This is a genomic window from Bacillus sp. AFS055030, from assembly GCF_002574545.1.
Taxonomy (GTDB): Bacteria; Bacillota; Bacilli; order Bacillales; family Bacillaceae_G; genus Gottfriedia.
The window spans coordinates 77,798-90,477 of record NZ_NUGT01000015.1 but is presented as its reverse complement, the minus strand read 5'-3'; the positions used below and the strand labels follow the sequence as shown (position 1 = coordinate 90,477).

General features: G+C 31.5%; 12 protein-coding genes and 2 riboswitches. Of the genes, 11 read left to right on the top strand and 1 reads right to left on the bottom strand.

Annotated elements, in window-relative coordinates; translation table 11 throughout:
- Nucleotides 1-16 precede the first annotated feature (16 nt).
- The 9 genes from ccsB to CN925_RS05400 all read left to right on the top strand — a co-directional run bounded on the left by ccsB (nt 17) and on the right by CN925_RS05400 (nt 9,390).
- Nucleotides 17-1,183 (top strand): c-type cytochrome biogenesis protein CcsB, encoded by a 1,167-nt coding sequence (gene ccsB / locus CN925_RS05435; protein ID WP_098845243.1) that lies wholly within the window; start codon nt 17-19, stop codon nt 1,181-1,183.
- 226 nt (nt 1,184-1,409) lie between these two features.
- A complete protein-coding gene (locus tag CN925_RS05430; RefSeq protein WP_098845409.1) occupies nt 1,410-2,129 on the top strand; it encodes a response regulator transcription factor in 720 nt (239 codons plus the stop codon).
- The gene (locus CN925_RS05425) at nt 2,129-3,913 is read left to right on the top strand and encodes an ATP-binding protein (protein ID WP_098845242.1); all 1,785 of its coding nucleotides are present in this window, start codon (nt 2,129-2,131) and stop codon (nt 3,911-3,913) included. The genes CN925_RS05430 and CN925_RS05425 overlap by 1 nt, the downstream gene beginning before the upstream one ends.
- Before the next feature lie 139 nt (nt 3,914-4,052).
- A riboswitch (cobalamin riboswitch) is annotated at nt 4,053-4,226 on the top strand.
- A 124-nt stretch (nt 4,227-4,350) separates the two neighbouring features.
- Entirely contained in the window at nt 4,351-5,310 is a 960-nt protein-coding gene (locus CN925_RS05420; protein ID WP_098845241.1) for an ABC transporter substrate-binding protein, read from the top strand.
- Entirely contained in the window at nt 5,276-6,328 is a 1,053-nt protein-coding gene (locus CN925_RS05415; protein ID WP_098845240.1) for a FecCD family ABC transporter permease, read from the top strand. The genes CN925_RS05420 and CN925_RS05415 overlap by 35 nt, the downstream gene beginning before the upstream one ends.
- On the top strand, nt 6,325-7,110 hold the full coding sequence (locus tag CN925_RS05410) for an ABC transporter ATP-binding protein (RefSeq protein WP_098845239.1): 786 nt from the start codon (nt 6,325-6,327) through the stop codon (nt 7,108-7,110). The genes CN925_RS05415 and CN925_RS05410 overlap by 4 nt, the downstream gene beginning before the upstream one ends.
- 23 nt (nt 7,111-7,133) lie before the next feature.
- Nucleotides 7,134-7,703 carry a cob(I)yrinic acid a,c-diamide adenosyltransferase gene (locus CN925_RS05405; protein ID WP_098845238.1) on the top strand — a complete coding sequence of 190 codons (570 nt, stop codon included), beginning with the start codon at nt 7,134-7,136 and terminating at the stop codon, nt 7,701-7,703.
- Nucleotides 7,704-7,992: 289 nt separating this feature from the next.
- Nucleotides 7,993-8,139, top strand: a complete 147-nt coding sequence (locus CN925_RS21220) for a hypothetical protein (RefSeq protein WP_180232858.1) — start codon at nt 7,993-7,995, stop codon at nt 8,137-8,139.
- Between the two features lie 330 nt (nt 8,140-8,469).
- Nucleotides 8,470-8,606: riboswitch (FMN riboswitch) on the top strand.
- Nucleotides 8,607-8,820: 214 nt separating this feature from the next.
- On the top strand, nt 8,821-9,390 hold the full coding sequence (locus CN925_RS05400) for an ECF transporter S component (RefSeq protein WP_098845237.1): 570 nt from the start codon (nt 8,821-8,823) through the stop codon (nt 9,388-9,390).
- 137 nt (nt 9,391-9,527) lie between these two features.
- On the opposite strand, the gene CN925_RS05395 is transcribed toward CN925_RS05400, so the two are convergent.
- Complete coding sequence (locus CN925_RS05395; RefSeq protein WP_098845236.1) at nt 9,528-9,776, bottom strand: ferredoxin; 249 nt, start codon at nt 9,774-9,776, stop codon at nt 9,528-9,530.
- A gap of 320 nt (nt 9,777-10,096) precedes the next feature.
- Between CN925_RS05395 and CN925_RS05390 the strand changes: the two genes are divergently transcribed.
- Nucleotides 10,097-11,170 (top strand): YpbB family protein, encoded by a 1,074-nt coding sequence (locus CN925_RS05390; protein WP_098845235.1) that lies wholly within the window; start codon nt 10,097-10,099, stop codon nt 11,168-11,170.
- Entirely contained in the window at nt 11,157-12,674 is a 1,518-nt protein-coding gene (locus tag CN925_RS05385) for a RecQ family ATP-dependent DNA helicase (protein WP_098845234.1), read from the top strand. The genes CN925_RS05390 and CN925_RS05385 overlap by 14 nt, the downstream gene beginning before the upstream one ends.
- The last annotated feature ends 6 nt before the right edge of the window (nt 12,675-12,680 follow it).

The following is a 12,680-nucleotide window of genomic DNA, read 5'->3' as shown; positions in this document are numbered from 1 at the left end:
TAATTAGGGGGAAAATATGTACGAGCTAAGTAGTAATTTTTTATTTATCGCGTTTATTTGTTATGTAGTAGCTACTTTCTTTTTTGGTGGCTCGATGAAAACAAATGATAATGGTCCTAATAGATGGGGGACAATTGGTATTACGATTACTATCATTGGATTCTTATCACAAATTACTTATTTCATTTTAAGATGGATTGCTGCTGGACATGCACCTGTAAGTAATCTATTTGAATTTATTACATTCTTTGGAATGATGTTGATTTTTGCGTTTATCTTGATTTATTTTATGTATCGCTTAAATATAATCGGCTTATTCGCATTGCCTTTGTCGATTATTATCATTGCATATGCATCAGTATTTCCGCATGAAGTAAAACCATTGGTTCCATCATTAAAAAGCTATTGGTTACATATTCATGTAACGACAGCAGCTTTAGGGGAAGCTATTTTAGCGATTAGCTTTATTACAGGGCTAATTTATTTAATTAAAAATATCGATCAAAAAGTATCAACAAAGAAAACATTTTGGTTAGAAGCGGTATTATATTTCATAGTAACTGTTGTTGGTTTCGTCGTCATTTCAACAGCTTTTACTGCATCTGGATATGAAGCAAAATATAATTGGATTAATAAAGAAAAAGTACAAGAAGAAATGGTTTATAATCTTCCATCACTTGTTGGCCCACATAAAGGTGAATTGACTACAAAGGATCGATTCGAAGCACTTGCAGAAATGCCAGCTATGGTTAATGCTAAAAAATTAAACACGGTTATTTGGTCAATTTTTGCTGGAGCAGCATTATATGCAATCATCCGTTTAATTTTAAGAAAACGAATTGGTGCATTTTTACAGCCATTTGTACAAAAAGTTGATAGTGAATTATTAGACGAAATCGGATATCGTGCTGTAGCAATTGGTTTTCCGGTATTTACACTTGGGGGACTAATCTTTGCTATGATTTGGGCTCAAATTGCTTGGACAAAGTTTTGGAGCTGGGACCCAAAAGAAGATTGGGCATTAATAACATGGTTATTTTATGCAGTGTTTCTACATCTTCGTTTCAAACGTAACTGGCAAGGTGAAAAATCTGCTTGGTTAGCCGTAATTGGATTTGCGATTATTATGTTTAACTTAATTGCAGTTAATTTAATCATTGCCGGCTTACACTCTTATGCTTAATAATAAAAAGCCCTGTAAAGGAATCAATCTTCCTTTACAGGGCTTTTTTACTAGATAATTTTTTACCCACATGATTATTCTTTAAAAACGTGTACACTTGCTAATTAGTTTTTTTTTACTATTTTATGGAAATAATAAATTCTAAGAATTATGTAAAAATGTTCACAAATTATACTAGAATATACAATTTTTATTATGTAAAATTATGAAGAGGGGGTTAAAAATGATGGACCAAAATATAAAAATATTAATAGCAGATGATGAAGATCGTATTAGACGATTATTAAAAATGTATTTAGAACGTGATGGATACTCTATTGATGAAGCTGAAAATGGTGAAGAGGCTTTAAACTTAGCATTGAAGAATGAATATTCCTTAATCGTATTAGATTTGATGATGCCTAAAATTGACGGAATTGAAGTTTGTAGGGAATTACGAAAAACAAAAACAACACCTGTGATCATGTTAACGGCAAAAGGTGAAGAAACAAATCGAGTACAAGGTTTTGAAGTAGGTACAGATGATTATATCGTAAAACCATTTAGTCCGCGTGAAGTAGTGCTTCGAGTAAAAGCTCTATTAAGACGTTCTGCACCTGTACCAGTATTTACTTCTGACAATACCTCTGCGAAAGATCTCGTTGTGTTCCCACATCTAACGATTGACAATGACGCTCATAAAGTAATTGTTGAAGGGGAAGAAATCAGTTTAACACCAAAAGAATACGAACTATTGTTGTTTTTAGCTAAGGCACCAGACAAAGTATTTGATCGTGAAACATTATTAAAATCAGTTTGGCAATATGATTTTTTCGGAGATTTACGTACGGTAGACACACATGTAAAACGACTGCGAGAAAAGCTAAGTAAAAGCTCAGAGGAAGCTGCAAAAATGATCGTCACCGTTTGGGGTGTAGGGTATAAATTTGAAGTAGGTCAGGAGTAATGATTGTAAGAAGTTTAGTTGGAAAGCTTTGGCTAACAATTATCTTACTAGTTTCGCTTGTATTATCTTTCTTGACCTTTGTCTTAATTGGGTTTTTTGAAAAATTTTATATTGACCTTCAAGTACAAAATATGAAAGATGATGCCACAAAAATTGCACAGTTAATAGAAAATGGTCAACCACTCTCAAATATTGAGTATTTGTCAAATAATATTGTTAGTAGATATTCCAGAGTAATTATTTCAATAGAAGGGCAAGAGCCATGGTATTCAAATAACACATATGGTATTTTGGAGCTACCTTTTAAAGAAATAAAAAATGATCAAACCTTAAATAAAACGTTAACTGAGCACAAAGAGGTTAGTAAAAGACTTGTTTATGGTGAAAATAGTGAGAGAGAAAAATTAGTAGTTGGTGTTCCAATCTATGCTAACTCAAAAAATGGAGCAGTGTTTATGTACCAAACATTGCAACCTGTAACTGTGATGATTCACCAAACGACTAATTTCGTCTTGCTTGCAGCATCGATCGGAATCGTATTAACAACATTTTTCTCATTCTTTCTTTCTTCAAAAATTACAGCACCTCTTAGAAAGATGAAAGAAGTTGTAAGTAGTATGACTTCAGGAAATTTTAATGTGAAAGTGCCAATCCATTCGAGTGATGAAATTGGAGAGCTTGCGTATTCATTTAATAAAATGAGCAAACAATTAAACTTTAATATGAATGCATTAAAACAAGAGAAGGAGAAGGTTTCTAATATTATTACAAGTATGGTAGATGGTGTCATTTCGATTGATAAAGAAGGTCAGATTGTAACTTCAAATCCACCAGCTGAACGCTTTTTGAAAATGCTTAATGATGATTATTTAGAAGAAAACTCTTCACTTGTTTTAACGAAGGAGCTATTAGATTTATTTGTATTAGTAGTTGAAAGTGAGAAAAAGCAATTTATTGAATTAAATTTCGATCAAGGCAATTGGCAAGTTTTAATGTCTCCTCTATATAACCAAAAAAATATAAGAGGCGTTGTAGCGGTAATTCGAGATGTTACAGAGCAAAGACGTTTAGAAAAAATGAGAAAAGACTTTATAGCGCATGTTTCTCATGAACTACGGACACCTATTTCTTTATTACAAGGTTATAGCGAAGCGATTGTTGATGGTGTAGCTGAATCCAAAGAGGAAATGCAAGATTTGTCTCAAATCATTTATGATGAGTCACTTAGAATGGGTCGATTAGTAAATGATTTGTTAGATTTAGCAAGAATGGAGAACGGTTTTACTGAATTAAATAGAGAGTCTGTTCCTTTAGTCCAATTTGTAGATCGTATTTTACGCAAGTTTAAAGGATTAGCAAAGGAAAAGAATATTAAACTATTTGGTGAAATCGATAACATTCCACATTTAAATATCTACATAGATGAAGATCGAATGGAACAGGTTTTTACAAATTTAATCGATAATGCAATAAGACATACAAATGAAAATGGAAGAATCATTGTTTCTGTAAATCAAAATGAAAGATCAACTACATTTAATTTTATTGATTCAGGTGCAGGGATTTCAAAAGAAGATTTACCATTTGTATTTGAACGTTTTTATAAAGCGGATAAAGCGCGTACTAGAGGTAGAAGTGGAACGGGTTTAGGCTTAGCAATCGTTAAAAATATTGTAACAGCACATGGTGGATCTATTCAGGTCTATAGTGAAGTAGGACAGGGAACGACATTTAAAGTTAAAATACCGCATAATTTACGAATGAACGAAAAAGATGTAGAGTAATCTTGTTTCATATAAAACAATTTTTAAATCTATTTAGTGACGAATTACCTTCAGGAATACAACAAAAAGATTAGGGATTAACAAAACAAATAAATAAAGTAATTGAATTCTTACCCAATTTATTTTACGATTGAATAAATGAATGATTGATGAGTTTAGTGCAAGTATTGCTTAAAAGGGAATCTGGTAGAATCCAGAACTGTCCCCGCAACTGTAATGTGGACGAAACGAATAACCACTGTTCTTTTTAGAATGGGAAGGTCGGAGTAGGTTGAAACAAAGTCAGTAGACCTGCTAAATTCATCCTTGTTCAATTCTTCGGGGAGTAAGAATTTGAAGCAGCAGTTGCAAGACTTCTTGTATATATTTGTTGTTTCAGCCCCGTTCAAAATGAATGGGGTTTTTTTATGCTTTCCAATTATATTAGGAGGATTTATATGAAAAAGGTTTTATCTAGTTTGATCATTATGTTTTTGTGTTTAGGATCATTTGGTTGTAATACCGATACGACACAAAAAAAATCGAATGTACATAAGAGTGAACAAGCAACTTTTCCAATGACTGTAAAAGATGCAACGAATAAAGAAATTAGTTTTAAAGAAGCACCTAAAAGAATCGTATCACTTATTCCGAGTAATACGGAAATCTTGTTTTCTATTGGTGATGGCAAAAATGTAGTCGGTGTAACGGATTTTGACAATTATCCAAAAGAAGTAAAATCAATAGATAAAGTTGGCGGAAGTAATGCCGATATGACATATAATGTTGAAAAGATTATTTCATTAAAACCTGATTTAGTTTTAGCACATGAATCAAGTTTAGGAATTTCTGCTGACGGCATAGAACAGATAAAACAAGCGGGGATTAATGTTTTTGTCGTGAAAAATGCTGCAACTATTAATGATGTGTATGATACGATTCAACAAGTTGGACTAATAACGGGAAAAACAGAGCAATCGAAAAAGGTTGTAACTGATATGAAAACAAAATTAGATGAAATTAGTAAAAAAACAGCTAAAGCAAATTCAAATCCAAAGGTTTGGCTTGAAATATCAGGACCACCAGAAATATATACAGCAGGTAAAGGTACATTCCTTGATGAAATGATTTCAATTGTTCATGCTAAAAACATAGCTGAAAGCGAAAAAGGATGGGTACTGTATAGTGAAGAATCAGCGATTAAAGCCAATCCTGATGTGATTTTAACAACTTACGGAGATTACGCTCCAAACTTAGAAAAAACGATAATGAATAGAAAAAACTGGAAAACAGTAAATGCCATTAAAAATAAACGTGTTTATGACATAAATGCAGATACAACATCAAGACCAGGTCCAAGACTTGCAGAGGGAGTCGAAGCAATTGCAAAGGCGGTTTACCCAGAGCTTTTTAAATAATACATATTTAATTTTTTTAATTCCAATTATTTTATTAATTTTTTTATTTATTTTAGGGGTTTCGATCGGATCTACATCGATTCCCTTTTCCTCTATCATTTCTAGCTTTTCAGATGTTCTATTTAAAACTAATTATGTTCCAGCAGATATACAAACTATTGTGATGAATATACGAGTGCCAAGGGTTATGTTAGCTGGATTAGTCGGTGCGAGCCTTTCATTGGCAGGTGTTGCATTTCAAGGAATCCTTAAAAATCCATTAGCTGATCCTTTTACATTGGGGGTTTCTTCAGGAGCCTCTGTTGGAGCGGTGGTGGTTTTGTTTTTTCAAATAAGCTTACCTATTGTAACTTATTTTACATTACCAGTAGTGAGTATATTATTTGGATTTGGTACACTTATTTTATTATTAGTATTTGTTAGAAAACTAGATCGTTCTCTAAATGTTGAGACAATTATATTAGGTGGTATTATAATCAGTTCATTTTGTTCTGCATTATTGTCATTATTTATAACGTTTTCAAATAATGAGCTACGTGCAGTAATAGGGTGGTTAATGGGCAATATTGGTGGGAGAGGCATTCAGTACTCTCTAAGTTTATTACCGTTTTTAATGATTTCTTTCTTAATTTTATTTAGTCAAAATAGGCAGTTAGATGCGATGACATTTGGTAGCACAAATGCAAAACATATCGGAATTGATGTGAAAAAATCCACTTATTTAATTTTGTTAACTGGAAGTATTTTATCTGGTGCAGCAGTGGCTGTTTCCGGAACAATCGGATTTGTAGGATTAGTAGTTCCTCATTTTACTAGAACACTTGTAGGACCATTGCATAAAAAATTACTACCTTTATCAATGATCAATGGTGCAATCTTTTTAATCGCCTCTGACATATTATCGAGAGTTGTTTTAGCCCCAAGAGAGTTACCAATCGGGGTAATTACTTCTTTAATTGGTGCTCCAATATTTGCTTTTATATTACTATCTTTGAAAAGAAATAGGGGAAAAGTATGATCAAATGTCAAGATATCTCATATTCATATGATGGAATTCATACTGATTTGAATTCGCTGTCATATTCTATTAACCAGGGAGAATGGCTAGGAATTATTGGCCCAAATGGGAGTGGGAAGTCCACGTTTTTAAATATTCTTTGTGGACTTTTTAAGCCGTCTAAAGGAAATGTCATGTTGGATGGAGAATTTATTTCTAGTATGTCTAATAAACAAATAGCAAAAAAAATTGCTGTTTTATCCCAACAAAATTCCTATACCTATTCTTATGAGGTAAAAGAAACAGTAAAACTTGGACGCCTTGCGCATTCGTCTTCCTTTTTTCCTAGTTGGTCCACAATTGATGAAACTGCGGTCAATCATGCAATGTTGATGACTGGTATTAAGAAAATGGAAAAAAGTTTTATCAATGAAATCAGTGGTGGTGAACGGCAAAGAGTATTTCTTGCTCAATGCTTTGCTCAAGAGACACCATATATTTTTTTAGACGAACCAAGTAACCATTTAGATTTAATGCATACTATAAAAATTTTAGACGTGTTAAAGGAATTACAAAAAAAAGAGAATAAAACGATTGTAACTGTTTTTCATGACTTAAATTTAGCAAGCCTATACTGTGATCGATTAATAGGATTAAAGGATGGTAAAATTTATATCGAAGGAAAAACAGACAAAGTTTTAAATGAAAGTTTATTAAAAGGTTTATATGACACATCTTTTCAAATTTTAGATAATCCAGAAACAAATAAAAAGGTCATTATATATAAAAGTAATGTATTGTAAATTGAAAAAAGGAGTGGTTTTTCATGAAAATTTATACAAAAACTGGGGATAAAGGTCAGACTAGCTTAGTAGGTAAACGAGTAGATAAAGATGATTTAAGGGTTGAGGCTTACGGAACAATTGATGAAGTAAATACAATCGTTGGATACGCAATGACATATTTAGATCATGAAAATACGAGGGATCTCTACAATTCACTTCAAAAAATCCAACATGAGCTATTTGACTGCGGTGGAGATTTAGCGGTTGTAAAAGATAGTATCCCTTTTAAAACAACAGAGAAAATGGTTGAAGAACTTGAAACATTAATCGATGAATATATGGAAGTAACTCCCCCATTACAGCGTTTTATTTTACCTGGTGGGTCAAAACCTGCTGCAATCATTCATCAAGCAAGAGCGGTAACAAGACGTGCAGAGAGAACGGTTGTAACATTAATGAAGCAAGAAAACATACATCTTCCAGTATTTTTATATTTAAATCGATTATCTGATTATTTCTTTGCGCTTGCTAGGGTAATCAATACTCGTTTAAATATTAAGGATGTTGAATACGAAAGAGGAGCAATCGTATTTCGAACTGATAAAAAATAAAATAAGAAAAATAGCGATTGAATAGTTAAATTTTTCTAATCAATTGCTATTTTTTTTGTATAAATACTTTTTTTCAATCATAGAATGATTGAGTGTAAGTTTTAGTAAATGTACTTAGTGGTATATACATTTTCGGTTTCTAATACTTCTTAAGCTAAATACATAAAAAGAGTTAAAGATTGAAATGGGTGATACGTCTACTCTAATTTTTTTATGTATGATCAGTAGTCAGTTCACCGGTATATGGCTGATTACACACTTCCACATTTCTTTAGGTAGGAGGCAAATAATGTTTGATTTTCTTAGGAGATGTTTGTTGATTGTCGTTTTTGTTTTAACGATTGGACTTTTATTTATTGGAGGGAATCGAGATAATTTAAAGGATCTAATAGAAGTGAAAAATTTTCATGAATTAAAAATAGTTTCAAACCCTTAGTGTTTTTTATGAACTTCCTTTTTAAATGTAATTTACTACTTATTTTAGTAAAGGACATTTATATGCGAAGTTCTATTTTTGTTTTAAGGAGAAAGAATAGTAAAGATCCAATTCTCAGAAAATATAAATAAACATATTGAAATATGCAAAAGGAATTGATTATACAGTATTTGTTAAATGATAAAGTATAGAGCAGTCTTTACAATAGGGATGATTCGATAGTAAGTTTTTGTCAAGAAAACATAAGTAATGACGTTAAATGAATAGGAAGAGATTTTTATTTACAAACTGTATTTAATTTAGTAACATTAAACTGTAATTTAATAAACGATCTATCTTCGGGGCGGGGTGAAATTCCCCACCGGCGGTAATTAAGCATTGCTTATAAGCCCGCGAGCCTGATTTTTTGGGCAGGATCTAGTGCGATTCTAGAGCCGACAGTATAGTCTGGATGGGAGAAGATGGAGGTTCGCAAGTTCAAAAAATTCATCTTTTTGAACGCTTATTTGGCGTGCTGAAAATTCTCCCCTATTCTAAAAAAAATAGGGGATTTTATTTGCATAATTTTATACTGTTTTTTCATTTTAAATTTGGACTTTTTATAATATGTGCAAATAATAACGCTACTTAAGCGAACCTTTCATTTTTCTTGATAAGATCGGGAAAAAGGAGAGAGGTATTATGCAACAACGCAACAAAGTAAATAAAATGGTAGTAGTGGCAATGCTCAGCAGTATTTCGTATCTTTTGATGATGCTGGATTTTCCACTTCCTGCATTCCCAGTATGGCTTCAAATTGACTTCAGTGAGGTTCCGGCTTTAATAGGCGCAATTGTTTTTGGACCGGTAGCTGGAATTGGCGTAGAGTTAATCAAAAACATACTTCATTACGTTATTAATGGTAGTATGACTGGTGTACCAATAGGGGAATTTGCTAATTTTTGTGCAGGAGTATTATACATTTTACCTGCGACATATTTCTTTAGAAAATATCGTTCAGTAAAAGGCTTAACTTTTGGATTAATCATTGGTACTGTAGTGATGACGGGAATTTTAAGCTTATTAAATTATTTTGTGTTCTTACCTGCATATGCACATTTCATGAATTTTAACCTGCCAAATGAAGTAATTGTCACTTCAATCATGCCATTTAATGCAATTAAAGGTCTGTTAATTATGATCTTATTCTTAGTGATTTACCCTAAATTAAAGGTTTGGTTAACTCAAAGAATGAATGTCCACAATGTATAAATAAATGAAAGTGTCTACTAAATTTCGGTAGACACTTTTTGTTTTTTGTATCGTTAGAAATGCATTTGTAAAGTGAAAAAGGTATCAAAGTTTTAAAAATAAAAAAAGCGACGAAATAACTTCCGCCGCAGTTTTTACTATTCGAATTTTAAAGCGTCGCCATCGAATGCTTCGTCAGCAACTTTGATTGAGTCTGTTGGGCATCCTTCAAATGCATCCATCATGTCATCAAGTAATACGTCTGGAATTTCAACGATTCCTTGGTTATCATCTAGAGTAACGTATGCAATCCCTTCATCATCATAGTCATAGATATCAGGTGCAGCAGCGCCACATGCGCCACATGCGATACAAGTGTCTTTATCAACGATTGTATATTTTGCCATTGTATTGACCTCCCAAATTATTCCCTGTTTTTATTACAGATACTATTTTTGTAATGTACCTGTAAACATTTTAAAACGGTTTCCAAAACTTTTCAATATAATTGTACAAGGTTTTGAAAAAAACGAGAAATGATGAAATTTCAAATAAAATAAATAATGATTTTTATTTGTTTAAAATGGTTTGGATATTGATACATATGATAAGCTAGAAGAAATAACAACTAGTTAGAAAAAATACACAAATATTTTTAAACTACTAATAATAATTCGAAAAAATATTCAAATATATTAATGGAATAAATTTATTTGAGAGGTTTATAATGTCTAAACTATCAATTTTGGAAGAAATCATCCTTTTTTTACTTCATCGGTATAATGGTGAACGAACGATCCAAGGTATATTGTATTTATTAAAAGGTAAACAAAGTGCTCAGATTATACAAGATTCTCATTTTTATCATGTCACATCATTTTTCGGACTTTTTCATTTCCTTACCCATCAAAATATGCAAGAAATTATAAATGGGTTAGAGGTTAAAGGGTACATAGGTCAAACTGAAAATAAAAATATTTATTTGTTAAATAAAAATGGTCAAGCATATTTAGCAAATCAAAAATTACAGTTTATGGAATTTACACATATAAATGGTCTAAGGTTTTCGAGTATTCAAAAGATTTTTTGGAAAAGGTTTTCATTATTTTTTCAAACAGTTTCCAATTTGAATATGAAATTAAACTATTTTAGAGCAGTTATTCAAGATCAAGACATACAAGAATGGGTAAAAAATGAGATTCTTAATTATAATGGGAATAAAGACGAATTAGTTAAGCAATTTTACAATGAATTACATACAATTTTAGAAAATTTAAGTGACGAAGATGCATTATTATTTGTGAAACGATTGTCTGGTGCTAATTCTTATGGCATGACGTTTGAACAGATTGCATCTGAACACAAAGTAGCTGTTGAAAAAATTTATCTCAACTCGATTAATACTTTGCATCATATCATCACTATTTTGGTCGAAGGGAACAATCATTATCCTTTATTAAGTAAATTTGTTAAAGGAGATAAACGTACTAATATTACGAATACTTCAATCGAAACGAAGCGATTATTTAAAGAAGGTAAAACCATTCAAGAAATAGCAGCGATTCGTAATTTAAAAATTAGTACAATCGAGGATCATATAGTGGAGTGTGTATTAAGTGATAAATTATTTCCAATTCATCAATTTATTTCGACAAAACAATTTACTTTAATAAAAAATAAAATAATTGAACTTAATACAAGGAAATTAAAAATTATTAAAGAAGCTTTATTAAATGAGGTAACTTATTTTCAAATTCGTATTACTCTTGCAAGAATGGGTGATTTATATGGACCTAAATAAAGTGCTATACGAAAAATTCGGTTATTCAAGTTTTCGTAATAGCCAAAAAGAAATTATTAATGATTTGATAAACTCAAAAGATGTTTTAGCGATGCTTCCTACAGGTGGAGGGAAGTCACTATTATATCAATTAACAGGGCTACTGTTACCTGGTGTTGTAGTAATCGTTTCACCTTTACTTTCACTTATGGAGGATCAAGTAGAACAGATTAAATCATTCGGAGATAAACGAGTTATTGCACTAAATAGCTTTAGAAGTTTTGAGCAAAAAAAATATTTATTTAATCATATTAGTAGCTATAAGTTTATTTTTGTTTCGCCTGAAATGTTACAAAATCAATTTTTAATTCAAAAGCTTTCTGCGTCTAAAATCTCATTATTTGTGGTTGATGAAGCCCATTGTATATCACAGTGGGGCCATGATTTTAGGCCAGAATATAAAACGCTAGGGGAAATAAAGCGGAAATTAAATAATCCTACGGTTTTAGCTTTAACCGCTACAGCTAGCAAAAATGTGCGGGACGAAATAATCGAAATACTACAGTTAAAAGATGTTCAACAATATATCAATTCAGTAAATAGAGAGAACATAGCAATTCAAGTTGAAAAAGTAGATTCGGAAATAGAAAAGCTCTACTTATTAACTAATCATCTTTCTAAATTAACAGGTCCAGGCATCGTTTATTGTGGTACTAGAGCTACTTGTGAGAAAATTTCACATACTTTAAGTGAAAAGTTAAATTGTAAAGTTGCTTATTATCATGGTGGAATGGAACAAGAACAAAGAATTTTAATTCAACAACAATTTATTCAAAATCAAATTGATATCATAGTTTGTACAAGTGCTTTTGGTATGGGAATTAATAAACCTAATGTAAGATTTGTAATTCATTACCAGTATCCGTCAAACATTGAGAATTATCTTCAAGAAATTGGACGTGCTGGACGAGATGGAAAGCCAAGTATAGCAATTCTAATTGTATGTGAAAACGATCATGAGTTACCACTAAGGTTGATTGATGACGAAATCCTTACTATGAGTCAAGTTGAATCTTTTCTATCGTACGTAAAAAGATTAGAAGAAGATCCGATTAAATTAACTGAAACACTTGTGTCTAATTGGAAAGCGGTTTTTCAATTTAGTGAAGTACAGTGGACAACACTTCATTCTGAAATGGTTAAATATAATGTAATTGTAGAAGAACATTTGTATTTCGAAAAAATAAATGATCGCTTATTAGAATCGATCAAAGAGTTAATTTCAGAGAGAAAAAAGGTGAAATATTTAAAACTTAAAGCGATGATTGATTTTCTATCTTCATCTACATGTTATCGAGAAAAATATCTTCTCCTATTTGATGAAATGTTAATAAATAGACCAAGAAATTGCTGTAACATTTGTGGTATTTCGTTTGATGAGTATTGTTCAACTAATCATGAGAAATATGAAAATCATAACGTACGTACATGGGGACAAGAATTAAGAAATAAATTGGGGCTGTGAGGAATC

Excerpts from the sequence above, each read along its gene's own strand:
- CN925_RS05425 (WP_098845242.1), top strand. The coding sequence starts at position 2,129 with ATGATTGTAAGAAGTTTAGTTGGAAAGCTTTGGCTAACAATTATCTTA.
- CN925_RS05410 (WP_098845239.1), top strand. The coding sequence starts at position 6,325 with ATGATCAAATGTCAAGATATCTCATATTCATATGATGGAATTCATACT.
- CN925_RS05385 (WP_098845234.1), top strand. The coding sequence starts at position 11,157 with ATGGACCTAAATAAAGTGCTATACGAAAAATTCGGTTATTCAAGTTTT.
- CN925_RS05420 (WP_098845241.1), top strand. The coding sequence starts at position 4,351 with ATGAAAAAGGTTTTATCTAGTTTGATCATTATGTTTTTGTGTTTAGGA.
- CN925_RS05395 (WP_098845236.1), bottom strand. The coding sequence starts at position 9,776 with ATGGCAAAATATACAATCGTTGATAAAGACACTTGTATCGCATGTGGC.
- CN925_RS21220 (WP_180232858.1), top strand. The coding sequence starts at position 7,993 with ATGTTTGATTTTCTTAGGAGATGTTTGTTGATTGTCGTTTTTGTTTTA.
- ccsB (WP_098845243.1), top strand. The coding sequence starts at position 17 with ATGTACGAGCTAAGTAGTAATTTTTTATTTATCGCGTTTATTTGTTAT.
- CN925_RS05405 (WP_098845238.1), top strand. The coding sequence starts at position 7,134 with ATGAAAATTTATACAAAAACTGGGGATAAAGGTCAGACTAGCTTAGTA.
- CN925_RS05390 (WP_098845235.1), top strand. The coding sequence starts at position 10,097 with ATGTCTAAACTATCAATTTTGGAAGAAATCATCCTTTTTTTACTTCAT.
- CN925_RS05430 (WP_098845409.1), top strand. The coding sequence starts at position 1,410 with ATGGACCAAAATATAAAAATATTAATAGCAGATGATGAAGATCGTATT.
- CN925_RS05400 (WP_098845237.1), top strand. The coding sequence starts at position 8,821 with ATGCAACAACGCAACAAAGTAAATAAAATGGTAGTAGTGGCAATGCTC.